The 24,984-nt window shown below is 69.5% G+C and carries 29 protein-coding genes and 3 tRNA genes; 22 read left to right on the top strand and 10 right to left on the bottom strand.

What is annotated here, in order from left to right:
• Positions 1-82: 82 nt before the first annotated feature.
• On the bottom strand, positions 83-742 hold the full coding sequence (locus tag ACFYZA_RS13220; RefSeq protein ID WP_388489929.1) for a TetR/AcrR family transcriptional regulator: 660 nt from the start codon (positions 740-742) through the stop codon (positions 83-85).
• Between the two features lie 88 nt (positions 743-830).
• Here ACFYZA_RS13220 and ACFYZA_RS13225 point away from each other — a divergent pair, with 88 nt between their 5' ends.
• The gene (locus ACFYZA_RS13225; protein ID WP_388489932.1) at positions 831-1,463 is read left to right on the top strand and encodes an NAD(P)-dependent oxidoreductase; all 633 of its coding nucleotides are present in this window, start codon (positions 831-833) and stop codon (positions 1,461-1,463) included.
• Between the two features lie 48 nt (positions 1,464-1,511).
• Here the strand turns inward: ACFYZA_RS13225 and ACFYZA_RS13230 are convergent, their stop codons facing one another.
• From ACFYZA_RS13230 to ACFYZA_RS13255, 6 genes are all read right to left on the bottom strand, one after another.
• Entirely contained in the window at positions 1,512-2,576 is a 1,065-nt protein-coding gene (locus tag ACFYZA_RS13230; protein WP_388490283.1) for a UDP-N-acetylmuramate dehydrogenase, read from the bottom strand.
• A 75-nt stretch (positions 2,577-2,651) separates the two neighbouring features.
• Entirely contained in the window at positions 2,652-3,086 is a 435-nt protein-coding gene (locus ACFYZA_RS13235) for a MaoC family dehydratase (RefSeq protein ID WP_388489935.1), read from the bottom strand.
• 1 nt (position 3,087) lies between these two features.
• A complete protein-coding gene (locus tag ACFYZA_RS13240) occupies positions 3,088-3,540 on the bottom strand; it encodes a MaoC family dehydratase N-terminal domain-containing protein (RefSeq protein ID WP_382588653.1) in 453 nt (150 codons plus the stop codon).
• Between the two features lie 211 nt (positions 3,541-3,751).
• Complete coding sequence (gene rpmG, locus ACFYZA_RS13245) at positions 3,752-3,916, bottom strand: 50S ribosomal protein L33 (protein ID WP_003956487.1); 165 nt, start codon at positions 3,914-3,916, stop codon at positions 3,752-3,754.
• An 88-nt stretch (positions 3,917-4,004) separates the two neighbouring features.
• Positions 4,005-4,077: transfer RNA gene (locus ACFYZA_RS13250), tRNA-Met, on the bottom strand.
• Between the two features lie 44 nt (positions 4,078-4,121).
• Positions 4,122-4,194, bottom strand: a tRNA-Thr gene (locus ACFYZA_RS13255).
• Positions 4,195-4,425: 231 nt separating this feature from the next.
• On the opposite strand from ACFYZA_RS13255, the gene ACFYZA_RS13260 reads away from it, so the two are divergent.
• Both ACFYZA_RS13260 and ACFYZA_RS13265 read left to right on the top strand, forming a co-directional pair.
• On the top strand, positions 4,426-5,697 hold the full coding sequence (locus ACFYZA_RS13260) for an amidohydrolase family protein (protein WP_382588651.1): 1,272 nt from the start codon (positions 4,426-4,428) through the stop codon (positions 5,695-5,697).
• A gap of 44 nt (positions 5,698-5,741) precedes the next feature.
• Positions 5,742-6,398 carry an SDR family oxidoreductase gene (locus ACFYZA_RS13265; RefSeq protein ID WP_382588649.1) on the top strand — a complete coding sequence of 219 codons (657 nt, stop codon included), beginning with the start codon at positions 5,742-5,744 and terminating at the stop codon, positions 6,396-6,398.
• Positions 6,399-6,493: 95 nt separating this feature from the next.
• Here the strand turns inward: ACFYZA_RS13265 and ACFYZA_RS13270 are convergent.
• Positions 6,494-6,594: transfer RNA gene (locus tag ACFYZA_RS13270), tRNA-Tyr, on the bottom strand.
• Between the two features lie 589 nt (positions 6,595-7,183).
• On the opposite strand from ACFYZA_RS13270, the gene ACFYZA_RS13275 reads away from it, so the two are divergent.
• Together ACFYZA_RS13275 and tcmP are read left to right on the top strand one after the other, a co-directional pair.
• A complete protein-coding gene (locus tag ACFYZA_RS13275) occupies positions 7,184-7,954 on the top strand; it encodes a DUF5131 family protein (protein WP_388489939.1) in 771 nt (256 codons plus the stop codon).
• Positions 7,955-7,996: 42 nt separating this feature from the next.
• Positions 7,997-9,217, top strand: a complete 1,221-nt coding sequence (gene tcmP, locus ACFYZA_RS13280; protein WP_388489941.1) for a three-Cys-motif partner protein TcmP — start codon at positions 7,997-7,999, stop codon at positions 9,215-9,217.
• A 452-nt stretch (positions 9,218-9,669) separates the two neighbouring features.
• On the opposite strand, the gene ACFYZA_RS13285 is transcribed toward tcmP, so the two are convergent.
• A complete protein-coding gene (locus tag ACFYZA_RS13285; protein WP_388489944.1) occupies positions 9,670-11,700 on the bottom strand; it encodes a tetratricopeptide repeat protein in 2,031 nt (676 codons plus the stop codon).
• A 413-nt stretch (positions 11,701-12,113) separates the two neighbouring features.
• On the opposite strand from ACFYZA_RS13285, the gene ACFYZA_RS13290 reads away from it, so the two are divergent.
• The 3 genes from ACFYZA_RS13290 (at position 12,114) to ACFYZA_RS13300 (ending at position 14,431) form a co-directional block, all read left to right on the top strand.
• A complete protein-coding gene (locus tag ACFYZA_RS13290) occupies positions 12,114-12,707 on the top strand; it encodes an NUDIX hydrolase (RefSeq protein ID WP_388489947.1) in 594 nt (197 codons plus the stop codon).
• A 138-nt stretch (positions 12,708-12,845) separates the two neighbouring features.
• A complete protein-coding gene (locus ACFYZA_RS13295; RefSeq protein WP_388489949.1) occupies positions 12,846-13,508 on the top strand; it encodes a GntR family transcriptional regulator in 663 nt (220 codons plus the stop codon).
• 20 nt (positions 13,509-13,528) lie between these two features.
• Positions 13,529-14,431 carry a phosphotransferase enzyme family protein gene (locus ACFYZA_RS13300; RefSeq protein WP_388489952.1) on the top strand — a complete coding sequence of 301 codons (903 nt, stop codon included), beginning with the start codon at positions 13,529-13,531 and terminating at the stop codon, positions 14,429-14,431.
• A 3-nt stretch (positions 14,432-14,434) separates the two neighbouring features.
• Here the strand turns inward: ACFYZA_RS13300 and ACFYZA_RS13305 are convergent, their stop codons facing one another.
• Positions 14,435-15,808, bottom strand: a complete 1,374-nt coding sequence (locus ACFYZA_RS13305) for a hypothetical protein (RefSeq protein WP_388489955.1) — start codon at positions 15,806-15,808, stop codon at positions 14,435-14,437.
• Positions 15,809-16,173: 365 nt separating this feature from the next.
• Here ACFYZA_RS13305 and ACFYZA_RS13310 point away from each other — a divergent pair, with 365 nt between their 5' ends.
• The 14 genes from ACFYZA_RS13310 to traB all read left to right on the top strand — a co-directional run bounded on the left by ACFYZA_RS13310 (position 16,174) and on the right by traB (position 24,717).
• Positions 16,174-16,557, top strand: coding sequence for a hypothetical protein (locus tag ACFYZA_RS13310; protein ID WP_388489957.1), 384 nt, complete (start codon positions 16,174-16,176; stop codon positions 16,555-16,557).
• Positions 16,557-16,730, top strand: coding sequence for a hypothetical protein (locus ACFYZA_RS13315; protein ID WP_388489960.1), 174 nt, complete (start codon positions 16,557-16,559; stop codon positions 16,728-16,730). The genes ACFYZA_RS13310 and ACFYZA_RS13315 overlap by 1 nt, the downstream gene beginning before the upstream one ends.
• The gene (locus ACFYZA_RS13320; RefSeq protein WP_388489962.1) at positions 16,730-17,047 is read left to right on the top strand and encodes a WhiB family transcriptional regulator; all 318 of its coding nucleotides are present in this window, start codon (positions 16,730-16,732) and stop codon (positions 17,045-17,047) included. Before ACFYZA_RS13315 ends, ACFYZA_RS13320 begins: the two co-directional genes overlap by 1 nt.
• The gene (locus ACFYZA_RS13325; protein ID WP_388489965.1) at positions 17,044-17,424 is read left to right on the top strand and encodes a SpdD protein; all 381 of its coding nucleotides are present in this window, start codon (positions 17,044-17,046) and stop codon (positions 17,422-17,424) included. The genes ACFYZA_RS13320 and ACFYZA_RS13325 overlap by 4 nt, the downstream gene beginning before the upstream one ends.
• Positions 17,425-17,525: 101 nt before the next feature.
• A complete protein-coding gene (locus tag ACFYZA_RS13330) occupies positions 17,526-17,816 on the top strand; it encodes a hypothetical protein (RefSeq protein ID WP_388489967.1) in 291 nt (96 codons plus the stop codon).
• 124 nt (positions 17,817-17,940) lie between these two features.
• The gene (locus tag ACFYZA_RS13335) at positions 17,941-18,405 is read left to right on the top strand and encodes a hypothetical protein (RefSeq protein WP_388489969.1); all 465 of its coding nucleotides are present in this window, start codon (positions 17,941-17,943) and stop codon (positions 18,403-18,405) included.
• On the top strand, positions 18,405-18,620 hold the full coding sequence (locus ACFYZA_RS13340) for a hypothetical protein (RefSeq protein ID WP_388489971.1): 216 nt from the start codon (positions 18,405-18,407) through the stop codon (positions 18,618-18,620). Before ACFYZA_RS13335 ends, ACFYZA_RS13340 begins: the two co-directional genes overlap by 1 nt.
• 102 nt (positions 18,621-18,722) lie before the next feature.
• On the top strand, positions 18,723-18,953 hold the full coding sequence (locus ACFYZA_RS13345; RefSeq protein WP_386135006.1) for a hypothetical protein: 231 nt from the start codon (positions 18,723-18,725) through the stop codon (positions 18,951-18,953).
• 3 nt (positions 18,954-18,956) lie between these two features.
• Positions 18,957-20,444 (top strand): hypothetical protein, encoded by a 1,488-nt coding sequence (locus tag ACFYZA_RS13350; protein ID WP_388489974.1) that lies wholly within the window; start codon positions 18,957-18,959, stop codon positions 20,442-20,444.
• Positions 20,444-20,842, top strand: a complete 399-nt coding sequence (locus tag ACFYZA_RS13355; protein ID WP_388489977.1) for an RRQRL motif-containing zinc-binding protein — start codon at positions 20,444-20,446, stop codon at positions 20,840-20,842. Before ACFYZA_RS13350 ends, ACFYZA_RS13355 begins: the two co-directional genes overlap by 1 nt.
• A complete protein-coding gene (locus tag ACFYZA_RS13360; protein ID WP_388489979.1) occupies positions 20,839-21,471 on the top strand; it encodes a GGDEF domain-containing protein in 633 nt (210 codons plus the stop codon). The genes ACFYZA_RS13355 and ACFYZA_RS13360 overlap by 4 nt, the downstream gene beginning before the upstream one ends.
• 16 nt (positions 21,472-21,487) lie before the next feature.
• A complete protein-coding gene (locus tag ACFYZA_RS13365; RefSeq protein WP_388489981.1) occupies positions 21,488-22,009 on the top strand; it encodes a hypothetical protein in 522 nt (173 codons plus the stop codon).
• On the top strand, positions 22,009-22,626 hold the full coding sequence (traA, locus tag ACFYZA_RS13370) for a plasmid transfer protein TraA (RefSeq protein ID WP_388489984.1): 618 nt from the start codon (positions 22,009-22,011) through the stop codon (positions 22,624-22,626). Before ACFYZA_RS13365 ends, traA begins: the two co-directional genes overlap by 1 nt.
• Before the next feature lie 33 nt (positions 22,627-22,659).
• A complete protein-coding gene (traB, locus tag ACFYZA_RS13375; protein ID WP_388489986.1) occupies positions 22,660-24,717 on the top strand; it encodes a plasmid transfer protein TraB in 2,058 nt (685 codons plus the stop codon).
• The last annotated feature ends 267 nt before the right edge of the window (positions 24,718-24,984 follow it).

Genomic DNA, 24,984 nt, shown 5'->3' on the forward strand with positions numbered 1-24,984 from the left:
ACCGCGCGACCGGCCCCGCACGGCCCGCAGCCGAAGGAATCACACGCGGAAGCGGGACGGGGCCGGGCCGGCAGAGAAGCCCCTAGCCCCCGAGCCCGCGCAGCAGGGCCCGGGCGACCCCCCGCGCGAACTCCCCCAGCTCCTGCGGCGGCAGACCCGAGGGAGTCATGTCGTACGCGAAGGCCCGCTGCGCACACGCCCCCAGCAGCAACGAGGCCGCCGCATACGTATCGGCGTCCGGCGCGACCCGCCCCGCCCCCCGCTCCGCACGGAGATACGCGTCGACCCACTCGATCGGCACGTGCGGCCCCGCCCCCAACTCCCGCAGCGCCTCGTCGTGCCGCCGCTTGAGCTGCGGATCCGCGTACAGCGAGGCCGCGATCGGGAAGCTCTCCGCGTAGAACAGCGCGGCCTGGCGGGCGATCTCCGTCAGGTTCTCCTCCACGGACCGCTCCCCCGGCGACTCGGCCAGCCGCCGCACCAGCGGGCCCAGCTTCGGCAGGCGCTCCATCAGGACCGTCACGAACAGGTCCTCCTTGCTGCTGAAGTGCTTGTACAGCGCCGCCTCCGAGCACCCCGCCGCCTTCGCGATCTCCTTCGTCGTCGTGCGGGCGAGGCCGATGGTCCGCATGAGTTCGTGCGCCGCGTCGACGAGGCGGACCCGGGCGGAAACCTGCGGCGGCGCCGACGGCTGAGGGGACTGCGGCGACCGGGGCGACCGAGGCGGCTTGGGCGACTGCATGTGCGCTCCAACGAGGCTTGACTACGAGGTGAGTGCCTACCCACTCTAGAGGTGAGTGAATACTTACCCACCCCAGGAGGGCGACGCGATGAGGCTCACGGTCTTCGGTGCCACAGGTGGCATCGGCCAGGAAATCGTCAAGCAGGCGCTGGCGTCGGGCCACGAGGTCACGGCGGTGGTGCGCGATCCGGCCAGGTTCGCCGTCACCGGTACGGGGCTCGACGTGTTCCGGGCCGACCTGACCGCCCCCGAGTCGCTCCGCCGGGCGGTGGCCGGGCGGGACGCGGTTCTGTCCGGGCTCGGCGCCCGCAAGCGCTCGGACGCCGGGATCACGGCCCGGCTCACCCGGTCGGTGCTGGCCGCGATGGAAGCCGAGGGGACCCGTCGGCTCGTCGTGGTGAGCGCGGCGCCGGTCGGCCCCGAGGCGCCGGGGGACGGGCTCCTCGACCGCGCGATGCGGTCCATGATCGGCGCGATCCTGAAGGAGGTGTACGTCGATCTGAGCGCGATGGAGGCCGAGTTGGCGGCCGGCACCACGGACTGGACGTCCGTGCGCCCGCCGAAGCTCACCGACAAGCCGCTCACCGGGACCTACCGCCGGGTCGTCGGCGGCACCCCCAAGGCGGCCCGCACCATCTCCCGCGCGGACGTGGCGCACGCGATGCTGGGCTGCCTCGACGACCCTTCGACCGTCAAGCAGGGGGTAGGCGTGGCGTACTGAGGGCCTGACGCGCTGAGGGCCCGGCGCGCTGAGGGGGCCCGCCCTCTGCTAGATCTCCACCCCGACCGCCACCGGCTCGTTCACCAGCGTCACGCCGAAGGCCAGCTCCACCCCGGCCACCACGTCGCGGGCCAGCGACAGCAGGTCCTCGGTGGTGGCGCCGCCGCGGTTCGTCAGCGCGAGGGTGTGCTTCGTGGAGATGCGGGCCGGCCCGTCGCCGTACCCCTTCGTGAAGCCCGCCTTGTCGATCAGCCAGGCGGCCGAGGTCTTCGTACGGTCGGCGCCGACGGGCCACGCGGGGGGCGTCACCTCCGCGCCGAGGCGCTCCCGGGCGCGCGCGAGGAAGGCGGCGTACTCCTCGTTGGGGAGGATCGGGTTGGTGAAGAACGAGCCCGCCGACCAGGTGTCGTGGTCCTCCGGGTCGAGCACCATGCCCTTGCCGGCGCGCAGCTTCAGGACGGTCTCGCGGGCCGTGGCGGCCGGGACGCGGTCGCCGGGCTCGACGCCCAGGGTGCGGGCCGTCTCGGCGTACTTGACCGGCGCCGAGAGCCCGCCGGCGTCCTCCAGCTCGAAGACGACGCGGAGCACGACGTACCGGTCGGGGTGCCGCTTGAAGCGGCTGTGCCGGTACGAGAAGTCGCACTCGGCGTTGGTCAGCGTCACGGTGGCGCGGTCGAGGCGGTCGTAGGCGACGACGTGGGTGATGGTGCTGGAGACTTCCTGGCCGTACGCCCCGACGTTCTGGATCGGGGTCGCGCCGGCCGAGCCGGGGATGCCGGCGAGGCACTCGATGCCGGCGAGCCCGGCCGCCACGCTGCGGGCCACGGCGTCGCTCCACACCTCGCCGGCGGCGAGTTCGAGGCGGGTGCCGTCGAGCTCGAAGCCGCGGGTGGCGATGCGCAGGGCGGTGCCGGCGAAGCCCTTGTCCCCGATGAGCAGGTTGCTGCCGCCGCCGATGACCAGGAGCGGGGTGCCGCTGTCGTCGGCCTCGCGTACGGCGGCGACGATCTCGGCGTCGGTGGTGGCGGTGACGAGCCGGTCCGCCGGGCCGCCGAGGCGGAGGGTGGTCAGGGGGGCGAGGGGGGCGTCGTGAAGTTCCTGCACGGGGTCCAGCGTACGGGTGCGGTGCCGCGAGGGCCGTCGCCCCCGCCGGGTTCCGGGGGCCGCGGCCCCCGGAACGTTCGCGGCTCAGGCCAGGCGGACGACCGCCCGGGACATGCCCAGGACCTTCTGGCCCGCGCTCATCGCCGTGAGGTCCACCCGTACCGTGCGGGCCTCGTCGTCGAGCTTCGCCGCCACCTTGGCGGTGACTTCGATCAGGGCGCCGGTGTCGTCGTTCGGGACCACCACCGGCTTGGTGAAGCGGACGCCGTACTCGGTCACCGCGCCCGGGTCGCCGACCCAGTCCGTGACCACGCGTGCCGCCTCGGCCATCGTGAACATGCCGTGCGCGATGACGTCGGGGAGCCCGACCTCCCTCGCGAACTTCTCGTTCCAGTGGATCGGGTTGAAGTCACCGGACGCGCCCGCGTACTGCACGAGCGTGGCGCGGGTCACGGGGAAGGACGCGGACGGCAGTTCGGTGCCGGGCTCGACGTCCTCGTAACGGATCTTCGCGGTCATGTCAGGCCCCCTCGGCCGCTCGGGACACCAGCTTGGTCCAGGCGGTCACGACGTGCTCGCCGGCCTCGTCGTGGACCTCGCCGCGGATGTCCAGGATGTCGTTGCCCGCGAGGGACTTGATCGCGTCGATGGTGGACGTGACCGTCAGCCGGTCGCCCGCGCGGACCGGGCGGGTGTACGCGAACTTCTGGTCGCCGTGCACCACCCGGCTGTAGTCCAGACCCAGCTGCGGGTCCTGGATGACCTGGCCCGCCGCGCCGAACGTGATGGCAAACACAAAAGTCGGGGGCGCGATGACATCGGTGTGACCGAGCGCCTTGGCCGCCTCCGGGTCGGTGTAGGCGGGATTCTCGTCCCCGACCGCCACCGCGAACTCACGGATCTTCTCGCGGCCGACCTCGTACGGGGCGGTGGGCGGATAGGTCCGCCCCACGAAAGACTGGTCGAGCGCCATCGGGCGGCTACCTCCTGCGAATCAGGGACGGGGGTGGTGCTGGTGTGCGGTCTTCGTCCGTCGGTGAAGTCCTCCGGATACGAAGACCTTCGGTACGAAGAATCTAGTCGTACGCCCGCTCCGCATTCCCATACCGGTGAGCAACGCCGAGAGGCCGCTCCCCGGTATGGGGAACGGCCTCTCGAACGAGCCTGGGTGCCAGACCCCGTGGTTAGCGGGTCTCGCGGTGCGCAGTGTGCGAGTTGCAGCGCGGGCAGTGCTTCTTCATCTCAAGACGGTCCGGGTTGTTACGCCGGTTCTTCTTGGTGATGTAGTTCCGCTCCTTGCACTCCACGCAGGCCAGCGTGATCTTCGGGCGGACGTCGGTGGCAGCCACGTGAGTGCTCCTTGACGGACGGGTTGACGGATGAACGCATGAAAGAGTAGCCGATCGAAGGACCGACCCCACAATCGGCTACTGTGTGTAGCGGTGACCGGACTTGAACCGGTGACACAGCGATTATGAGCCGCTTGCTCTACCGACTGAGCTACACCGCTTTGACACGGAGTCCCTCACCCGAAGGTGAGGGCTTCCGCACCAGAGCCCCAATACGGAATCGAACCGTAGACCTTCTCCTTACCATGGAGACGCTCTACCGACTGAGCTATTGGGGCGAGCGAGGAAGACATTACACGCTCTCTCGCCGATCGCCCAAATCCGTTTCGTGCCGCCCTCGGGCGGCCTTCCCGAGGGGCTGTCCCAGCGGTCCCGTAGGCCACTCAGGGCCACACCGGTACGACTATTTCGCTCCTCCTCGATGCGCGCCGTGGCCGCCCCTAGGCTCGCCTCACGCTGCGTGATCATGCCCGCCCGAGCCCGATCACCCGAGCCCGATCAGGAGCGCGATGTCCGACAGCCACCAGCAGCCGGCCCACTCCCCCGGCACCGGCGAAGGCCCCGACCCCACCGCCGGATCGTCGCTGCTGCTGTGCGGCGCCAAGCTCGCCGACGGGCGCACGGTGGACGTGCGGCTCGGCGGCGGGCGCATCGAGGCGGTGGGCACCGCGGGCAGCCTCACCGCGAACGGCTCCTCCCGCGTGGATCTCAACGGCTTCCTGCTGCTGCCCGCACCCGCCGAGCCGCACGCCCACAGCGACACCGCCCTGACCGCCTTCAGCGCCGAGGGCCCGGTCTCCTACGCGGTCGAGGAGGTCCAGCGCCGGGCCACCGAGGCCGCCCTGCTCCAACTCGGCCACGGCGCCACGGCGCTGCGCTCGCACGTACGCATCGACGAGGTCAGCGGGCTCGATCCGCTGGAGGCGGTGCTCCAGACCCGGCGCTCCCTGCGCGGCCTCACCGAGCTCGCGGTGGTCGCCGTGCCGCGCCTGCTGACCGGGGTGGCCGGCGCGGACGGGCTCGCCATGCTGCGCGACGCGGTCAAGATGGGCGCCTCGGTGGTGGGCGGCTGCCCGGATCTGGACGCCGATCCGGCCGGTTACGCCCAGGCCGTCCTGGAGCTCGCCGCCGAGCACGGCTGCGCGGTCGACCTGCACACCGACGGCACCGATCCGGCGCGCCTCGCCCGGCTCGCGGCCATGTCCGGCGGCCTGCGCCCCGGCGTCACGATCGGCCCCTGCGGCGGACTGTCCCGCCTTCCGCGCGAAACGGCGGCGCGGGCCGCCGACCAACTCGCCTCCGCCGGCGTGGCGGTGACGTGCCTCCCGCAGGGCGGCTGCGGCATGACGGATCGTCAAGGTGCCGCCCCTGTAAGGCTGTTGAGGGCGGCCGGGGTCCGACTCGCGGCGGGGAGCGGCGCCTTGCGCGATGTCGCCAACCCGGTCGGGCGGGGCGACCCGCTGGAGGCCGCCTACCTCCTCGCCTCCCAGGCGGGGATGCGCCCCGAGGACGCGTACGCGGCGATCAGCACCGTGGCCCGCGAGTCGATGGGGCTGCCCGAGGTGCGGGTCGAGGCGGGCTTCCCCGCCGAACTGCTCGCGGTGCGCGGCGAACGCATCGCGGGCGTCCTCTCGCTCGCGTACAGCCGCATCGTCATCCATCGCGGCCGGGTGGTGGCCCGCACGAGCGCGGTGCGCGAGTACTGCGACTCGGCGGCGGCGGTCGCCCTCGACCTGCCCCGGCAGGGCCGCACGGAGGCCGGGCGCGGCGAGCCCGGCTGACGCTCCACCGGCGAGCGGCGGCAACTCCGCGTACCGTCGTGACCATGCGCATTGTCATCGCTGGAGGACATGGTCAGATCGCGCTGCGGCTCGAACGCCTGCTGGCGGCGCGCGGCGACGAGGTGGCGGGAATCATCCGCAAGCCGGAGCAGGCGGACGACCTGCGGGAAGTCGGCGCGGAGCCGGTCGTGCTCGACCTGGAGTCCGCGACGGTGGACGCCGTCGCGGAGGCGCTCCAGGGCGCGGACGCGGTGGTGTTCGCGGCGGGCGCGGGCCCGGGCAGCGACGCCTCCCGCAAGGAGACGGTGGACCGCGCGGCGGCCGTCCTGCTCGCGGACGCGGCGGAGCGGGCGGGCGTGCGCCGCTACGTCATCGTGTCGTCGATGGGCGCGGACTCCTCCCACCAGGGCGACGAGGTCTTCGACGACTACCTGCGGGCGAAGGGCGCCGCCGACGACGCCGTGCGCTCCCACAAGCACCTGGACTGGACGGTCCTGCGCCCCGGCATGCTGACCAACGACGCCGGCAAGGGCCTGGTGACCCTGGCCGCCTCGACCGGCCGCGGCACGATCCCCCGCGACGACGTGGCCGCGGTCCTGGCCGAACTCGTGGACTCCCCCGCGACGACCGGCCTCACCCTGGAGCTGATCAGTGGCTCGGCGCCGGTGACGGTGGCCGTGAAGGGCGTGGCGGGAAACTGACCCGGCGGGACCAGCCGGGGCCGTGACGTTCGTCGCGCCGCACAACGAAGAGACCCCCGGTGACCTTTGCAGGTCACCGGGGGTCTCACCCAGTGTGGCGGCGCCAGGATTCGAACCTGGGTAGGCAGAGCCGACGGATTTACAGTCCGCTGCGAGGGCGGGCGGGTTTAACCCTCTGGCCTGGCACTTTGCCGTCCGGTTCGATCACTGGCACTGCCTTGGCCCGCCATTGGCCCGGATCTTGCCGGGCGAGCTCGGCCCGAGAGGGCATGCCGGAGCCCGCAGCGATTCCGCACGCCCCGCCGTCATGCGTCCAGGCGCCTCACCCAGGGACACAGCCGGCAAGAGCGCCGCGCCCGAAAGCCGCCCAGGCCCCTCCGGCCCTGGCCATGCCCATCCTCGTGCAGATTGCTCCGGGAGGGCATTAGGAAGCTCGGGTTAGCGCGACAGACGGCCACCCGCTCTACGCACTCTGCAGGGGCCATGCCCGCACTGCTGAGTACACGAACTCTGGGCTGCAGCCGGGGAAAACCCATCGACTACGGCCGGGGTACGCCGTTGGGCCGACGACAGCATCGATTTAAGGCCAGCCGCCGTGCGACAGCCAAGGGCATTCAAACGACCTCATCCAAGCCACCCGAGAGAAAGACAACTAGCGCTTGGCCCAAGGGAAATGACAACGGTAACCCCAGCCCCGAGATGCACGTAAGCTGCCGCGCATCTACAGACAGACAGACCAGAACGTTCTAGAATTAGAACAGATTTTCTATTAGTGGAGTGTGGGTATGGGCGACGGCAGCTCAATCGAATGGACCGAAGCGACCTGGAACCCAACAACCGGCTGCGACCGCTTATCCGCTGGCTGCGACAACTGCTACGCCCTGCTACTCGCCAAGCGCCTCAAGGCGATGGGGGCACCCAAGTACCAAACAGACGGCAACCCCACGACGTCCGGCGAAGGCTTCGGCCTGGCCCTCCATCCCGACTCGCTGACGCTGCCGTACCGCTGGAAGTCGCCTCGCACAGTCTTCGTCAACTCAATGAGCGATCTCTTCCATGCCCGCGTCCCCCTGGACTTCGTGAGGCAGGTGTTCAGCGTCATGGCTGACACCCCTCAGCACACGTACCAGGTGCTCACCAAGCGCGCCCGCCGGCTGCGTCGAATCGCTGGCGATGTCGAGTGGCCTCCGAATCTCTGGATGGGCGTCTCTGTCGAGTCAGAGGGTGAGCTCAGCAGGGTCGACGACCTCCGAAGCGTCCCAGCCAGCGTTCGTTTCCTGTCCTGCGAGCCTCTATTGGGTCCCCTGCCGAGCCTCAGCTTGGATGGAATCGGCTGGGTGATCGTGGGAGGCGAGTCCGGGCCACGCCATCGGCCTCTGGAGGAGTCCTGGGTCTTGGAGATCAAGGACAAGTGCACAGCCGCCGATGTCCCGTTCTTCTTCAAGCAGTGGGGTGGGCGCACGCCGAAGGCCGGCGGAAGGGAACTCCTGGGCGAAACCTGGGACAGCACCCCCCACAGTTGGTCTGATCAGCCAGAAGCAGCTGCTGCACGCTAAAGATTGACTAGTCGTCACACTGTTGCGAACCGTTGACCGCGTGTGACCATCTCCTCCATATACCGCCAGCCGGGCGGCTCCTGGGGGGAGAACATCATGGCCGTCGGTACGACGTCGGGCTTACTCGACCACAACCACAGTCAATCCGTGTTCAAGCACGCGATCCTTCAGCGATACATCGGCGCGTACACAGCGATGGTCGGATCGACATCCACAGGCAACCGGGTAGCAGTGGTCGACGGCTTCGCCGGCCGGGGTCGCTACCCCGACGGGAAGCCCGCCTCAGGCGAGCTCATCCTGCAAGCCGCGGCACGAGCGAGCCGTGCCATCGTGGAAGCCACACTGGTGGAGAAGAACCGCGCGGACTACGCGAAGCTGAAGCACGTGGTGGACGAGTATGTCGCCAAGGGTGTTCACGCAGTCGCCCATCACGGGCCTGTGCACACGCACCTGAGCAACATCGTGACTGCGGCACACGGCATACCGCTGTTCCTCTTCCTGGACCCCTGCGGTGCGGGGCTGCCCTTCGACGACTTGTCCCGCGTACTGGCTGGTGAGCGGCGACCAGGTCGCCCGAGCACTGAAGTACTCCTCAACTTCAACGCGGACTTCACACGCCGAGCCACCGGAGCACTGGCCGCCTCACGGCACGAGCACGACAGCCTGCCGGCGCTTGACCGTGTCTGCGGTGGAACCTGGTGGCGCGATGAAGCACTCAAGGCTTTGGGGCCCGACAGGAACTTCGAGCGTGTTGCCGAGACGATCGCCCGCGCGTACACGAAGCGACTGGCCAACTCCACAGGCATGCAGGGCATAACCGTGCCAGTAAAGCGCCGTGTCAGCCACCAGCCGGTCTATCACCTGGTGTTCTTGACCCGGAGTCCGTTCGGGATCTGGGTCTTCGCTGACGCCCTGGCCAGGGCCAGGCAGGAGTGGTTGAAAGCGCTGGGCCCCCAGGAAGGCGACGATGAGAACGCCTTATTCACCTTCGGCGACAGCGTGAAGGACGTTATCAAGCAAGAGCAGGCGAAAGCACGGGCCCGCATCGGGGAGAACTTGCGCTCCGCCGTGGCCCGCCGGGGCCGCGTCAAGCTGGTCGATGAAGTCTGGTCCATCTTCGACGGCGTGTACGGCATAGCCAACGACACCACAGTGAGCATGGCCCTCCGACTGACTGTTGAAGAGGGGGCTGTCCGCGTCATCGAAGAAGCTAGAAACATCAGGGGCTACGTGATCGGCCCCGGCCCGCAGGCCATCCGCTGAGAATGCGTTCCAGAGGAGGGGTACGCCGGAGCCTGGGACACCGATTCTCACCAAGCCATACGTCCGGCGCGCACTCAATGGGCACCGGAATTAAACCCACGGTGACTCGCGCCACGACGATTTCAAGAAGGTCGCGACTACAGCACCTATAGCACTCTGGCCTGTATGTATGAACGGACTCCCAGCTGGCCCTCCTGCTGTCGCCGGGACACACATAGGTGGCACAGGTTCGGGGCTCAGCCTGCCGCGGCGACAACTCTCAGCCCCAGTGGTTCGCCTAACAACACCTGCCTTAACCAAACTATTCTTGAGGGTAGTTGAATGAGGCGCAAGACTGCCGGGTCACTCTGAGCCACCGAAATGTCCGGCGCGGCAGCCGGGCGTGTCACACGTCCTGTAAGTGTCAACGGAGGCGGCTTCGAGGCGATAGGGGCACGAGGGCGCGGGTGAAGTTAGTGTTCGTTGTCTTGAGTCCGCAGCTCTTCGATCTCTTGGCGGGCTTGTTCGAGTCTTGGGTCGTGCACGCCATGTAGGCGCTCACGGTCGGCGAGCACTTCATGGAATTGCCGTAGTGCGGTAGACCTGTTGCCGTTGCGGGCTTGGTAGCGCGCGATGTCCCAGCGTGCTTCGAGCACATCCTGGTGGTCGGCGCCAAGTGCGCGGATCAGGTCCGGCACGAGCGCTAGCAGGACGCTTACGGCGGCTCCGGGGTCGCCGGTCTCAGCCAGGAGCCCGGCCAGGCTGTGGCGGGTTTCCAGGACGTTGGTGTGGTCCGGGCCGAGGGCTCGTTCCTCGTCAGCCAGGACCTGCCGGGTCAAGCGCAATGCCTCGACGGCGTCGCCCATCTCGCCAATGATGCCCGCTATCGTCCCACGGGTGGCGAGGGTGTTCATGGCGCCTGGACCCAGGTATCGCTCTCGGTCGGTCAGGATGCGCTGGAACAGGGCCAGAGCGCCTGGAAGATCGCCGCGTCGCCGCGCGCATGCGCCGAGGTTGTGACGTACAACCTGCAGGTACTCGTCATCGGGCGGCAGCATCTGTTCGGCCTCGGCCAGCAATTCCTGGAACGCAGCTTCGGCTTGCTCGATCTGCCCCGCCCGCAGGCGATGGAAGGCAATCTGATGTCGCAGGGATCTGCGCCACTCTGCATCCGAATTCTGGAACTGGTCAGATACTTCGAGGGCTTCGGTGAGTATGTGGATGGCCTGGGCGTAGTCGCCACGGTCGGCGAGGGCGCTGGCCCGCATGAATTCGTTACCCACGGCGCCAGAGTCGACCGCGGTGTGGAACGCGGTGCGCACGCGCCAGAACGCTTCGGACGCAATGCGCGCGGTGTAGGGCGTGTCGCCCCGCGCGATTAGGAGGTTCCAGGTTTCGGGCGGGACCGGTTCGTGGTCTGGCTGGTCGATGAGGTAGTCGAAGGCGAGGTAGCGCGAGTCTTCGCTGCTGGGGCCTGCCGGGATCAGCAGGCTACTCGCTCCGTGTACCGGCTGCAGTGCCCACGCCCAAGCCTCGTCAATCGGCTCGGGCCGAAGCGCGTGACCCCCGCGCGCCTGTAGGTAGTGGGTGTGTAGGTCTTGCAGCAGGTCGCGGGGAGCCGGGTCGTCGAGCCCAGCGCGGCGGCAGTCCACGGCCGCCGCCACCAGCGCCGCAGCGCGTGGATGGGCACCGACGTTCCACGCGCTGCGCCAGTCGCGCAGTAGGGCTGGTCCCGCGGTCAGTGTCTCGGCGACCCCGAAGGTAGCCGCCTGATCGAGTGCGCGCGCGATGCGCGGGTCGTCCACGAACCTCGCCGCGCGCGCCAGTTCTGTAGGCGACCAGAGCCGGCTTAAGGGGATGGTGCGCGCGGCGCGCAGCACGTCCCGGCTTGCCCACCAGGCTGAGCGGTCCTGCTCTCCGAGGGCCGGTCCTGCTCGTGACGCGAAGCGTTCGTACTCTGCTGTTCTCATCGTGCCCAGCAGGATTACTTCCCGGCCGGGTTTCGTGGTCAGAGCGGCCACAAGGGCTGGTGTTAAGCCCCCAGGCCCTAGAAACCGCTCCAGGTCGTCGAGCCAGAGCACCGCCCGGCGTGTGTCGGACAAGCTCGCAGCGACGGCGGTCAGCGCATCTCGTGAGGAGGCGACGGCCAGCAGATGATCCGGCGCCTGCGCTCTGATCGCCTCGAAGGCGGCCCTGGACTTGCCGGCCGTCGACTCACCCACAACCACAACCAAGCCGCCGAAGTGGATCGCCTCTCGAAGCTCGGGGTCGACCTCGCGAGGAATGTACCGCGGCAGCTCATCCGCACGGGATTGCTGAAGGCGCTCCGCTGTCCATTCGGCGCGGTGGACCCCGATCAGCACCGGATCCGCGACATCACGCACGCGCGGAAACCCGTCCGCGCGGCCGTGCAGGACGATGCTGTGGGGAAGGTCCCGCCGCAGATCCCGCTGCCGATCAAGCCACTGCTTCGCCCAACCGGCGGCTGCCGCCGAGACCGCCACGAGACCGCCCCCTACGGGCCCGGCCCACCGCGTGGGCAGCCAGAGCGAAGCGATCACGGCGCCCCCCAGGCCCATGAACCCGCCTACGGCCAGCGCGATCCACGCACTCAGCAGCCGCCACGACCTTCCCATCGCACCCCTGATTCAGCCGACGATTGAGGACATATCAGAGAACCATCATCGTGGTGCGCTTCACCGAGCATCACCGGTTCAGACGGGAACGTCCCGTCGCAGGAACATTGGAGGGCATTCCCAGCCCTGTCACTGCCCAGCCGCCCTCGTAACAGCATGAGCCTGACGCAGGCTTCGCTACCCGTTAAGGGTTGAGCGCGAGGGTAGTCTCGCGCGGGGAGGCACGAAGCTATGACGCGGATGCAGCGGGGAGCGTTGGGCGTCGCAGACTGGCGGCTCCGGTGAACTTCGGGGACGACGGCGACCGTTCTTCTGCCTGGCTCGTCCACGGGGAGCGGCCTATCTACGAGAACTACTGGGCCACCGTCCACATGGCGGATGTCCAAACCCCCGACGGCTCACGGTTCGAGCACCACAAGGTGCACCTGCCCCCCGCCTCGATCGTGGCGATGGTCGACGGCCAGGACCGCGTCTTCATGATGTGGCGGCATCGGTTCGTCTCCGACACCTGGGGCTGGGAGCTTCCGGGAGGTGTCGTCGACGATGGCGAAGAGCCGGCGGAGACTGTGGCGCGAGAAGCAGTCGAGGAGACCGGGTACCAGATCACCGGCTCCCTGGACCACGTGGTGACCTACCAGCCGATGAACGGCACGGTCGACAGCCCCCACCACGTATTTGTCGCCCGCGGGGTAGAGCGGGTGGGAGAGCCCTCCGAGCGAAACGAAGGTCACCGTGCTGCCTGGGTCCCGCTCGATCAGATCAACAGCCTGATCCAACGCGGCCTGATCTCCAGTTCCGGCACCCTGATCGCCGTCCTGCACCTGGTGGCTATCTCCAGCACCCCGCAGATCGGTACTTCGACACCATCTTCTTGACGGACCAACTCCAGGACATACGTCAAGCACACGCCCTGCCTCAGCGGCGATCAGCCTGCCCCGCCCTGTGCCGCCCCTCCCAGCGCCGTCCTACGCTGTACACAGTTGAGTAAGTGCCTGCACTGCGAAGGGACACATGTGCCCGCGAGTCCGTACACGAGCTACCGCCAGCTAGCAGAGGCCCTGAAGGTCCGGATCGAGTCCGGAGACCTCAGGGCCGCCGCTCGTATGCCGTCGGAGAGCGGACTTGCGGAGAAGCTCGGGGTGTCGCGCGGCATGGTGCAGCGCGCGTACGGAGTCCTGGAGCAGGAGCACATCCTCGCCCGCACACAGGGGCAGCGCTGGCGCATCATCGGCGCTGCGGACGATGCCCTCTCGGATGTCTCGTATGAGAACATCGCGAGCCGCATCCGCACATGGCTGAAGGAGAACCCCAAGGCCGACGCGCTCCCGACAGGGGCAGACATGGCCACCGAATACGGGGTGTCTGTCGACACCGTGGCGGAGGCCCGCCGGCGACTGGTCGAAGACGGACTTCTGCGGCGTGCCGGACGGCTCTACGTGCGCGCGTCCAGCAGTCGGTTGTCCCGCGTCGACGAAGTCGCTCAGGGGATTCGGACCGCGCTCGCCGAACAGCCCTCTACAGCCGCTCCGAATGGGGAGTTGATCGGCGAGAAGGCTTGGATGGCGCGCTTCGCAGCAAGCAAGAAGACCGTTCAGGCCGCGCTCGCGAAGCTGGAATCCGAGGGGCTCATCACTACCCCGCAGCCGGGCAAGAGCCGTCGGCTCATCTCACACTGACGACGATCGACAGGGGGACCATGCCGACCGGCGAACAGATCGCCTTCGACACCGAGCAGGCCGAGAACGTTCTCCGGCGCGCCTGCGTCCTCGCAGCCATCAGCCCGGCTGGCATCGAGCTGATCCGATTCGGCGATCACGCGGTGTTCCGCCTGCGCGAGGGCAAGGTCGTCGCCCGCGTCGCCCGGGACGCCAGCCGCCTTCCCCCTGTTCAGCGAGAGGTCGCGGTGGCCCACTGGCTCGCGGACCACGAGTACCCGGCTGCCCGTCTCATCACTGATGCCGATCAGCCGGTCGTCATTGACGGCCACGCCGTTACCTTCTGGGAGGGCCTGGCCGACGGCGATACCTACGCCAGCACCCGCGAGATGGGCGAGCTCCTGCGTCAGCTGCACGACCTGGAGCCTCCGACCTTCACGCTCCCCGAGCTCCGGCCTTTCGACAAGGTGAGCGAGCGCCTGTCGAAGGCTGTGATCAGCTCCGAGGTGCGGGACTTCCTCACTGAGCGCGCGTATTCCCTGGAAACGGCGTACGGGAAGCTGGAGTTCGCCCTTCCGCACGGCCACGTGCACGGTGACTTCAACGTGGGCAACGTTCTGCGTGACAGCGCCGGGCAGCCGAAGGTGATCGACCTGGACGGTTTCGTCGCCGGCCCCCGCGAGTGGGACCTCATGCAGACCGCGATGTACTTCGACAGCTTCGGGTGGCACACAGCTGACGAGTACGCCGACTTCGCCGACGCCTACGGCTTCGACGTCCGGAAGTGGCCTGGGTACACAGTCCTCCGCAGCGTCCGCGAGCTCCTCATGATCACGTGGCTCTCGCAGAACGCCGGTACGAACCCACAGGCCGCCGAGGAAGTCGAGAAGCGAGCCGAGTCACTCAGGACCGGCGCATCCCGGCGGGACTGGGCCCCCTTCTAGGAATCAACTCGCCTGCTTCCACAGTCGACGACCGCGCGCCTGTTCCGCGAAGTCCCGGTACTCCACGGACGACTGCATGCCGCCCGTGATCCGCTCCTGGAACTCCCGTACGTACTGCACGCAGCGCGCGGACTTGAGTCCGTCACCCACCTGCAGCGCCCCCAACGCGATCTCAAAGCCGCGGGCGATCTCCCCCTGAGCAAGGTAGGACTCGGAGAGCACCATCGTGGCGAAGAAGTCGCTCCGGTTGTTCAGCCCGTCACCGAAGATCGAGTGGGCACCGCGCTCCGTTGCCTGGACCGGTCGCCCCAAGTCGCGGAAGCAGTGCCCGAATTCAGCCGCCAGCTCGACCTCGTCGAAGTACGCGATGTACGCCGGATCGCTGTCGACCGTCCGCAGGCTCAGCTGTCGCTCGGCCTCCGCCAGCGCCAAGTCGCACCCCTTGGCGTCTCCCATCCTCGCGAGTGCCCGCGCCTCCATCGCACGGAACTGCGCTGCCAGAGTCGGTGTCAGGCTTGCCGCCGGCCCCGTGCTCGCAGCCCTCGCGAGTGTCACAGCCTCCCGATATCGGCCCACGAACGTCGCCTGGTGACTCATGGCCGAAAGGATGCTGCTGCCGAGCAGCTTGTCACCGGCGGCCTGAGCCATGCGGAGTGCTTGGATGAAGTACCGCTGAGCGATGCCGTGCAGGCCACTGTCGTACGACATCCACGCGGCCAGAAGCAGGGCCTCTGCCACTGCGGCGTACAGCTGCTTGCCGACGACATCCGAGTGCCGACCGTCCAGGAGCGGACGGACGTCAGTATGCAGGTACTGGATCAAGGCTCGTCGGGCATGGTCTCCGCCGAACTTCCCATCCAGCGCGCTGAACAAGTCGGCCGTGGACCGGATCATCTCGACTTCCGTGAGTCCCACCGAAGTCGCACCGGATCGTGCCATCTCTCCATCCGGCGGTGAGACAAGCCACCGCACTGATGCCTCATGCCATGCGACCGAGTCGGGCAAGGCCCGGGCAAGTACGGCGCTCTCGGCAAGGTCCGCGCGCCAGAGGTCCGCCACGGTCTGCGCTGCCGTCTCCGGCCTGTCGGCGAAGTCCAACCCCAGGTCGGCGGAGACTCCCGCGGCTGCGGCCGCTCCCATGCCGATCTCGTCAAGCGTCAGCCTGCGTCCCAGCTTCCGACCGATTGCCTCTGCTATGAAGCGTGGTACGTCGCCACGCGGTGTAGAGCCACTGAGCCACCGGCCCACGTAGGTGTGATCGCAGGTCACGTTCTGACCAGATGCCGTCCCGGCGTCGCGCACGGCTCTGGCCAGTGCCTTGTTCGAGAGACCGGCCTCCGCCATGAGGGTGGCCAGCGTGCCGTTCGGATCTGCCATCGCTTCCCCAAGTCGCGGCGTAACTCGCAGCATGACGCATCGTCACTCTACGCAGCCCACGGCAAGGGTGCAGTCGCTTCACTCACCCAAGTGCACAAGCGCACCCCCAAGTGCACGCTCCCGAACTCCGCTCCGTCTCGCAATAGTTGAGTCATCGCCGATGGGGAGGCCAACGGCTCGTCAGGACAGACGAGTTGGGTGGAATCTCTTGACAGCCAAGATGAGTACAGGTTCCCTGTTGTTGGGAACCTGTACTCATCGCCGAGGCAAAAGAACCCCGGCGGTGTACGTGGCCCGAGGTGTTCCAGCACCTCAGACCACCCGCCGGGGCCCCACATCGAACACCTGAGTAGAGGAGTTCAACGATGCTCAACGAGCGTACCGCCGACGTGGCGGTCACCTCTCCGTCGGAAGAGCCAGTCCTCTCCGGCATCACCCAGAAGCTGCGCACGCTGGAGGACTTCCTGGCGAAGTTCCCCAACATCCCGGAGCCCTACGTCACGATCCAGAGCGGGGCATTGGCCATCTCTCTGCAGCTCTCGGAGTTCGAGGCCACACCGCAGAAACGCTGCCTGGCAGTCGCGTTGATCGCTCAAGAACTGGGCAGTGCCGCGCACCTGAACCCCATCGCCGACTGGTGGGCCTTCGAAACCGACGTCGTCTTCGGCGGGCTCGGGATCCAGGTGTACGCCCCCGTTCAGAAGGATGCCGGCGCCCACTCGGACCGTGCTGACAAGGCGGCCGTGTGATGGCCGCGGCCCCGTTCTACGACCGGCGGCCGGTATGCCGCCGCGCGAAGTGCCCCCGCTGCCAGCACCCGGTGCCGGTCTCCCGCTGCCACACGGCGGCGCGCGAGCTGTGCGGCCACTGCGGCAACGAGTGGGCGCCGGCCTCCCGCATCGAGCGGGCGGAGGTGCACTGATGGGCACCAACTACCGCGGCAGCATCCTTGGCGGCCGCCGCACCCCGCACCTGCACGCCGTCCCCGGCTCTGCCGACCGGCTCAGCGTCGGAAAGGGACCGTTCAGCCGTGCTGCCTGCACTGAGGTCGACCCCGAGCTGTTCTTCGCCAGCGAGCCGTACGCGGTCGGTCTTGCCAAGCAGATCTGCGGAGGCTGCCCGGTCCGCGGGCTCTGCCTGACGCGGGCGCTGGACAACCGCGAGCAGTTCGGCGTCTTCGGCGGGCTGACCGCGGATGAACGGCGGAACTTGCGGCGCAGGGAGGTGCGGGCGGCATGACCCAGCCCAGTTTCCCGGCTCCGCAGCAGGGTGAGCCGTTCGTCCTCACCGACGCGGCCGGCCGCACCTTCGTCTCTTCGGCTCCCGTCCCGGCCCCGCTGCCGGTCCAGGTGGCTCAGACGACGGTGCAGCCCTACCCGTGCGGTCACGCCCCGGCGCCCGTATCCCCCCAGCAGGGTCTGTCGCCTGCCGCGATGCTCGCGGTCGGCGCGGCTGGCGCCCTGGTCGTCGGCACGGTCCTGGTCGCGTTGTTGCTGTCGATCGCGGTCGTCGCCGCCTCGGTCGCGACCTGCGCGCTCGCCATCACCATCTGCGCGGTAGTGCTGCGCTCGATGGCCAGTCAGCCCACGCCCCGCGGCCGCTACCGCCGGCGCTGACTCTCCCCCCTCGCTTCTCTCCTCTCAGCTGCCGGTACGTGCCCGGCCTCGGTTCGCCCTGCCCGCACGCCCGGCAGCCTCTTCCCGGAGGTACGCCTTCCATGTCCACCCGGACTCTGGTCACCCGGCCCACGATCGCCTCGGTGACCCGCGCGAACAGCCAGCTGCGGCGTCAGCTCGCGGCCCTGCGCCACGACCACGCCGAACTCCTGGTCGCTGCCCGCGCCGCCGTCACCGCGCACTACGACGGCGCCGCCCTGCCGCTCGCTGTACTGATCGACACCCTCGATCAGCTCGGTGCGCTGCCGGAGTACGCCCCGCAGCTCACCGACGACGGCATCGAGGCCCTGGCCGCCGATTCCGCGTCGCTGACCGGCAGGCGAGTCGCGTGAGCGCGGCCCGGTCCCGCTGCCCGATCTGCCGCTGGCACCCCGTCCACCGCAGCCAGCGTGCAGCCCGTCGCGCCGCCCGCACCCACACCTGCCACCCCGCCCACGTGAAGAACGGAGTCCTGCGATGACCGCCATCACCACAGTGCTGCCCGAACTGCGCCGCCTGGCCGCCGCCCATAGTGCCGAGCTTGAGCGGCGCTGGGAGGAACAGCGCCTGGAGCGCGAGCGCGTTGAGCGCCAGGAGGCGGTCGACTTCGCGAACGAGTACGTGCAGCAGGCCTTCCCCTTCACGCTCGCCAAGGTGCTGCCCGCCAGTGCGTGGGTGGGCTACCCGGCCGGAGACGAAGACGAACCGGGCACGCACGCCGCGGCGGTCACCCACCTCGGGGAGGGACTGTTCCTGCACTGCACCCGCGAGCAGGTCACCGCCGACGAATGGCAGGCGGTCCTCACCCTGCTGGTTCCGTGTGCGTGCGGCGACTACCGCGAGGCACAGCCGCTCGACGACTACACCCTGGCCTGGGAGTTGGAGTACTGCGACGCCAACCGCGACGTCTGCGTCGGCGTGTGCTTCGGGGAGGGACTGTGATGTCCACGCCTCCCCCGCTGCCGCAGTCCGTGATCCTGCCGGACCGTCCGGTCATCCGCCGCCGCGCCTACCTCGCGGCCTGCGTCCAGATCCCGGGCCAGTTCTCCGAGCGCTGGCACATCTGGCACGCCAACGGCGTCTACGTCGGCTTCTGCACCACCGCGGACCTGATCGACCTGGCCATCGCGCAGGCCGAAGGCCGCCGCGGTCAGTAGCCGCTCTCTTCCCGCCCCGCGCGATGCGCCCCCGTGAGCCCGCGCCGGGCGGGACCCCATCCCGAACTCCGCTCTTCCACACCCCTGTTGAAGGAGCCCGCTGTGAACATCGCCCTGGCCGCATCTGCGGCCGGCTCTTCGACCGCCGTCACCGTGCCCATCGTGATCGCCCTGGTCATCGCCGGGATCGTGATGTGCACGTACGTCGGGCACCGCTGGACCACGTTGATCGTCGGCATTCTGATTGGCCTGTTCCTGACCGGCTCGATCGCGGAGACCGTCAAGTCCGTGGTCACCCAGATCGTCATCGCCCTCACGCACATCGGCAGGTGAGCGGTGGCCACCCGACGTACGACCAAGCGCCGCCCGGCAGCCACACCGAAGGCCTCCCCGCAGGACGCTGCCAGCGGAGCCCACGACCAGGCATCGACACTGATCGCCGCAGCTCAGCACGAGGCCGAGGAGATCCGGGCCGCCGCCAAGGCAGCAGAGGCTGCTGATTCCGAGGCGGCTCAGCGGCTGCTGGCCGACGCTCAGCGGGACGCGGACGCTCTCGTCCAGAACGCCCGTGAGAAGGCCGACGCCCTCACAGCCGACGCCGACCAGGTGCTCGCGGACGCGGACCGGCAGGCAACCGCCCTGCGCAAGCAGACGGCAGCCGATCTCTCCAATGCGCAAGCCGAGTTGGCCGACGTCGAAGAGCGGCGCGCCCTTGCGTTCCGCGACCTGGAGCAGGTCAAGCAGCGGGCGGACACGGTCCGGGATGAGGCAGAGGACTTCCTCGGCCGGCATCGGAAGGCCGCCGATCAACTGCACCGCGAGGCGATCGAGGCCGCGGCCCGGACCCGTACGGCTGCCGACCAGGACGCGCAGCACCTGCGCGAGAGCGCCCGGCAGCAGGCTCGTACGGTCCGCGAGCAGGCCGACGCCGACGCCACGCAGACCCGGCAGGCTGCCGAAGAGCTGGCGTCCGAGGCCCGTCTCCTGCGTGAGCAGGTCGGGCAGGAGGCCGGCCGGATCGTTGCCGACTCCCAGCGCCGGGCCAAGCTCATCCGCTACGACGCCGACGTCATCCGGCACCAGGCGGAAGCCGAGCTCGAACGCGCCCGCCAGTCCGGGCAAGTCGTCCGTGGCCGGCATCGGCTGCGCTGGACCGCGTGGATGTGGGGCAAAGCCCCGTGGGCCGCCCTCTGCGCGGCGGTGGGCCTGACCGCGTCCGGGGAGTACGAGCTGGCGCACATGGTGGGCTGGCCCGGCGCGGTGGCCGCACTGCTGCCCGTCACGATCGACGTGTGGGCGGTCACCGCCTTCCACCGCGGCCGGGACGTGAAGGCCGCGCTGGCCGTGATGATCGGAACGAACACGGTCTACCACCTCGCCGAGCGCGGCATGTTCGGCGTCGACAGCCTTGGGCGCCCCGCCTGGTGGCTGATCATTCTGACCGCGTCCATCGCTCCGATCGTCGTCTGGCGCGTCCACCAGCTGATCGGCAACGGCCCGGCCGAACCCCCTACTGCTGCCGTGCCGGAAGCCCCTACCGGTAGGGCGGGCGCGAGGCCTACCGCCCGCCGCCCGGTAGCCCCTTCCGGTAGCCCTGCCCTGGCCAAGGGCGGCAGCCCTACCCGCACGGCCCGGCGCCCGCAGCAGAACGAGACGCCGAAGGCCTCCGACACCGAGCTGATCGCCGCCGCCCGCGCCCGGCTCGCCACCGGCAAGGACCCGTCGGCCACCTGGCTGATGAACACGCACGGCATCGGCGCCGCCCGCGCAGCTCGCATCCGGGATGCCGCCAAGACGCCCACCCCGGCCGGCGGTGAGCACTGATGTCGATGGCGTACGCGAAGTGCTTCGACCCGGACGGCAGCGTCCACGGGATCCCCACGTTCCCGTGGCGCATGGCCCCCGACGGGCTCGCCACCAGGCGGCAGTTACGCGCCCGGGGTCTGCGGCCCGGCGGCCAGCAAGTCGCCGCCCAGGTGCTGCGCTACACCCGCCGCACCGGCCAGCCCCGCGTCGCCTACCTCTACCGGATCGCCGCCGCCAAGCCGGTCCGTCCGATGACGTCGCGCAAGTGGGGCGCACTCGCCTTGGCGATGCTCGCCCGCCGCACCTGCCCCAAGTGCCGGTTGACCTTCGGATACGTCATCCCGGCCTCGCTCGGCATGTGCGTGCCCTGCGCCTACCCCAACCCCTCTGCTGAAGATCCGGAGTTCACGCCGTGACCAACCTTTTCGCCCTGGTCGCCTTACCCCTGCTGGGCTGGCTCTCCCACACCCTGTGGCTCTCCAGGCAGCTGCACGCCGCCCGGCGCGACCCGCTCACTCGGCTGCCCGCGCGCGACGCCTTCACCAGCCGCGCCCACCGGGCGATCCGCCGCCCGCACGCCAGCGTTCTCGTCCTGGACGTCGACCGGTTCAAGGAGATCAACGACACCTACGGCCATGCCGCCGGCGACGCAGTCCTGGCTGCGGTCGGCGGGCGGCTCGGCACCTGGTGCCGTGCCCGCGGGGGCTTCGCCGGACGGCTCGGTGGGGACGAGTTCGCCGCGGTCGTCGACCTCGGACCGCTGCCCGACCACGATGCCGTGCGCGCTCTCAACGACGCCCTCACCGAGCCGGTCGTCATCGGCGCCACCGCGCTCCGCCCCCGGGTCTCGGTCGGCATCTGCGGCCCCGACACCCGCCCCGGCGCCCCGCTGCCGGTCCGGCTGCGTACGGCGGATGAGGCCATGTACGCCGCCAAGACGCTCGGCACCCGCTGGCGTTACGCCGGGGCGCACTCCACCCACCCCACCATCGCAGGCCGCCGCGCCGGACGGCCCGGTACCCACACCTCGCTCACCGCCCTCTGAACAGGAGACCTTCGCCATGACCAACCGCACCGGGCCCCGGAAGGCGCGCCGCGGCGCAGCCCGCAGCGTTCATCTCCCGCGCACCCGCCGCCGCGATGCGCAGCCCATCGTCCTGGTCGTCCCGCACCAGCCCACGCTCGCCGCCCGCGCCGCGTCCGCGGTCGGCAGCTGGTTATGGGACACCCGGGCGACGTGGGCCCCGACCGGCATAGCTCTGGCCGCGCTGCCCGCCACCGCCATCGGGCACGCCGCGTTCTGGTGGGCCGGATTCCTCCTGGCGCCGCTCGCGGCCTCGCCGTTGGGCTGGCTGGCCTGGACGGGACAGCGCCGCCCCACGACCGACCGCACCGTGCGCCGCTGGCGCCGGGGCCTGGCCGTCGTCGGCACAGCCGCCTCGACCTGGACCGCCTTGGCCGTCGCCTTCGGCCCGCTCACCGGCCCGTTGGGACTGATCTGGCTGCTCACCACCGTCGCGGCACAGGTCCTGTGGCTGCGAACCCGCCGCACGTCCACCGACCCAATTGAGGAGATCGTCTGATGGCCTTCGGCAGCAACCAGAACGGCAGCGGCGCCGCGCCCAACTTCGCCAAGCGCAACGGGTCCGGCGGGCAGCAGCCCCGTGGACAGTCGGCCAACGGGTCCGGCCAGAACGGCAATGGCGGCAAGTCCCGTACGCGGACCACGAACCGGAACCGCACCCGTGAGTACCACTTCCACGTCAACGAGGGCGGCGGCAACCGAGCCAGCGCGGGCCCCGGCGGCGGGTTCTTCTCCCGCGGTGCCGGCGGCGGCAAGCAGGCCGGGCACAGCCCGCTCGGAGACCCGGAGTTCTTCAACAGCTCCGACGTGCGCAACTACTGCGACCAGGCCCGCTACGTCTTCCTGCAGCTCTTCTTCGAACTCGCGGGAGCTGCCGAGGTGTTGAACGGCGCGCTCAAGGAGATCCCGGACCCCGAGGGCAAGCCCTGGGGATCGCGCTCCCGCGCCCGGCGTGTCTCGCGGCGGCTGAAGAAGGTCGCTGACGACGCCCGCGACGCAGCGAAGAACGCGGCTGCCACCTATGCCGCCTTCCAGCGGGAGTTCGAGCCCGAGCTCGCCAACTACCGCGCCCGCCAGGCACGTCAGCCACGCCGCCGCTTCGACTTCAACCAGTAACCCGCCCAGCTCACCAGGCAAGGAGTCCAGGCCGTGCACGAGATCCTGCCCGAGCAGGTCTACGAAGAGCAGTTGCGGGCCGCCCAGGGCGGCGGGGGCGTGGTCGAATATCTGCTGCACCGCGCCAAGCCGCACCTGCCCCCGTGGCTGGCCGGGATCGGCACCGGCCTGGCCTCCCTGCCCGCCCACCTCTTCTGGGCGGACAACGCCGCCGCGACCGCCGGCCTCACCCTGGCCTCAGTCGCCGTCACCGGCGCGACCTGGTGGGCAGGCAAGGCCACCACATCGCAGCGCCGTCTGCACTCCGCCATCACGGTCGCCGCATCCACCAGCTGGTTCACCGCGGCCGCCGTGGCGGGCCCCGGCGCAGGTCCCTTGCCAGGGCTGTACTTCATCGGCGCCCCCGCCTTGGCCCTGACCTGGAACATCCGCCAGATCCTGCGCCGCAACCCCGAGGGCGGCGGTAGCGCGGACGGCGGCCTGCTCGAAAAGGTCGGTCTCGCCAAGACCCAGATCACCGGCTCCACCGTGGCGCCCAACAAAGCCACGTTCGACCTGCAGCTCCCCCGCGGTGAACTCACCCAGGACGACGTCGCCAAGACCCTGCCGAAACTCGCCTCCGCCCTGGACGTCCCTCCCAACGCCGTGCGGGTCACCAACGACCCCGACTCCGCTTCCCGCGTCCAGCTCACCATCGTCCCCCGCGACCTGCTCAAGAACACCGTCCCGTGCCCCGGCGCCTCGCACCCCGGCGGCTCGATCGCCGACCCCGTCCACATCGGGATCTACGAAGACGGCACCGAAGCGGTCATGTACTTCCCCGGCGACCCCGAGGCCGGCCGGAACGCCATGCACCTCCTGGTCATGGGGATGACCGGCTCGGGCAAGTCCGAGGGCGGCCTGACCGCGCTGGCGGAGATCCTCACCCGCCGGGACGTCATCGTCTGGGCATCCGACCCGTCCAAGGCGGAGCAGACCCTCGGCCCCCTGCTGCCCGCGATCGACTGGGCAGCCCTCGACATGAAGTCGACGAAGGGCATGATCGCGGCCTTGCAGGCCGTCATCCCGGCCCGCACCCGCTGGCTGGCCAAGTACGGCTACAAGCAATGGGTCCCGGCCTGCGCCGAGATCCAGGCCGACGGATCTCCCGGCATGCCGTACTTGATCGGCTGGTTCGAGGAAGCCGCCAAGACCATCCGCGAGACCGACGACGACGTGTTCACCGGCATCGCGCAGGAGGCTCGCTCGGCAGGCGTCTCCCTGGTCGTCTCCATGCAGCGCGCCTCTGCCAACCAGGTCTCCACCGACACCCGCGCCTCCCTCGGCTCCAGTTGGGTCTACGGCGTACGCACCGAACGCGACGCCACCTTCGCTCTGGACGACGACGTCCTGGACGCGGGCGCAGCCCCGCACGTCTGGAAGGACAAGAAGCCGGGCTACTGCTACCTGGTCGTCAACGGCATCCCCGAGACCTTCTGGGCCACCCCCGCCCGCGGCTACCTCACCGCCCGCGAGTACCTGGACTGGGTCGTCCTCGCCTTCGATCCGGTCCGCATGGCCATCGACCACACCACTGAGACCGCCGCGGCCAAGGCCGCCGGCCGCCAGTTCACCCAGCGCACCCGCTACCCCGTACCCGGCACCGACCAGCCCCAGGAGGACACCGCCATGCCGGACACCACGTACAACCAGATCGAGGACGACGAGTACGAGGACTTCGAGGCCGAGCCGATCACGGACGAGGTGGACGACGAGTACGACGAGGCCCTGGACGACATCGACCCCGAGGAAGAGCTCCCGCACCCGCGCCAGGTCATCCACTTCGCCGAACGGCCCCCGGCCGCACCGAAGATCCAGCTCTCCCCGGCGCAGGCCCGGCACGCGATGGAAGAACTCCTCGACGAATTCGAAGCCGAAGGCCGCACCATCGTCCGGCCCGCCGACTTCATGGAGCACTGCGACCGCCACGGCCGCTCCCGCTCGTGGGTCTCCGGACAGGTCGCCGCCTTCGTCATCGCCGGCCGCCTCGCCGAAACCACCGAGACCGGCGAGTACCGCATCGTGCGCGACGACGAAGACGAAGCGGCCTGACGGCCCTGACGCGTCAGACGCGTCTGACGGCCCCGACGCCAACAGGGCTCAACGCGCAGGTCATACGCCCGCGCGACCCCCGTCAGACGCGTCAGGCATCCCCCTCTGACGCGTCTGACACCCGCCCCTAAAGCCCATGGATCGCACCCGAATTTTGAGCGTTCTGAGCGCCCTCTACGCGCGCGCACGCGTAGGCGCGGTGCGGACCGTGCGGGAACTCGGGGCGCAGGAGCGAGGTGTAACAAATTTCGCCCGCAGACGTACCTG

The sequence above is a fragment of the Streptomyces sp. NPDC001828 genome, from assembly GCF_042892175.1.
Taxonomy (GTDB): domain Bacteria; phylum Actinomycetota; class Actinomycetes; order Streptomycetales; family Streptomycetaceae; genus Streptomyces.

What these genes read in the sequence shown, in the direction of transcription:
- ACFYZA_RS13365 (WP_388489981.1), top strand. Translation starts at nt 21,488, where the DNA reads ATGACCAACCGCACCGGGCCCCGGAAGGCGCGCCGCGGCGCAGCCCGC.
- ACFYZA_RS13305 (WP_388489955.1), bottom strand. Translation starts at nt 15,808, where the DNA reads ATGGCAGATCCGAACGGCACGCTGGCCACCCTCATGGCGGAGGCCGGT.
- ACFYZA_RS13330 (WP_388489967.1), top strand. Translation starts at nt 17,526, where the DNA reads ATGTCCACCCGGACTCTGGTCACCCGGCCCACGATCGCCTCGGTGACC.
- ACFYZA_RS13300 (WP_388489952.1), top strand. Translation starts at nt 13,529, where the DNA reads ATGCCGACCGGCGAACAGATCGCCTTCGACACCGAGCAGGCCGAGAAC.
- ACFYZA_RS13235 (WP_388489935.1), bottom strand. Translation starts at nt 3,086, where the DNA reads ATGACCGCGAAGATCCGTTACGAGGACGTCGAGCCCGGCACCGAACTG.
- ACFYZA_RS13240 (WP_382588653.1), bottom strand. Translation starts at nt 3,540, where the DNA reads ATGGCGCTCGACCAGTCTTTCGTGGGGCGGACCTATCCGCCCACCGCC.
- ACFYZA_RS13315 (WP_388489960.1), top strand. Translation starts at nt 16,557, where the DNA reads ATGGCCGCGGCCCCGTTCTACGACCGGCGGCCGGTATGCCGCCGCGCG.
- ACFYZA_RS13355 (WP_388489977.1), top strand. Translation starts at nt 20,444, where the DNA reads ATGTCGATGGCGTACGCGAAGTGCTTCGACCCGGACGGCAGCGTCCAC.
- ACFYZA_RS13260 (WP_382588651.1), top strand. Translation starts at nt 4,426, where the DNA reads ATGTCCGACAGCCACCAGCAGCCGGCCCACTCCCCCGGCACCGGCGAA.
- ACFYZA_RS13225 (WP_388489932.1), top strand. Translation starts at nt 831, where the DNA reads ATGAGGCTCACGGTCTTCGGTGCCACAGGTGGCATCGGCCAGGAAATC.
- ACFYZA_RS13265 (WP_382588649.1), top strand. Translation starts at nt 5,742, where the DNA reads ATGCGCATTGTCATCGCTGGAGGACATGGTCAGATCGCGCTGCGGCTC.
- ACFYZA_RS13220 (WP_388489929.1), bottom strand. Translation starts at nt 742, where the DNA reads ATGCAGTCGCCCAAGCCGCCTCGGTCGCCCCGGTCGCCGCAGTCCCCT.
- ACFYZA_RS13275 (WP_388489939.1), top strand. Translation starts at nt 7,184, where the DNA reads ATGGGCGACGGCAGCTCAATCGAATGGACCGAAGCGACCTGGAACCCA.
- ACFYZA_RS13320 (WP_388489962.1), top strand. Translation starts at nt 16,730, where the DNA reads ATGGGCACCAACTACCGCGGCAGCATCCTTGGCGGCCGCCGCACCCCG.
- ACFYZA_RS13325 (WP_388489965.1), top strand. Translation starts at nt 17,044, where the DNA reads ATGACCCAGCCCAGTTTCCCGGCTCCGCAGCAGGGTGAGCCGTTCGTC.
- ACFYZA_RS13335 (WP_388489969.1), top strand. Translation starts at nt 17,941, where the DNA reads ATGACCGCCATCACCACAGTGCTGCCCGAACTGCGCCGCCTGGCCGCC.
- traA (WP_388489984.1), top strand. Translation starts at nt 22,009, where the DNA reads ATGGCCTTCGGCAGCAACCAGAACGGCAGCGGCGCCGCGCCCAACTTC.
- ACFYZA_RS13340 (WP_388489971.1), top strand. Translation starts at nt 18,405, where the DNA reads ATGTCCACGCCTCCCCCGCTGCCGCAGTCCGTGATCCTGCCGGACCGT.
- ACFYZA_RS13310 (WP_388489957.1), top strand. Translation starts at nt 16,174, where the DNA reads ATGCTCAACGAGCGTACCGCCGACGTGGCGGTCACCTCTCCGTCGGAA.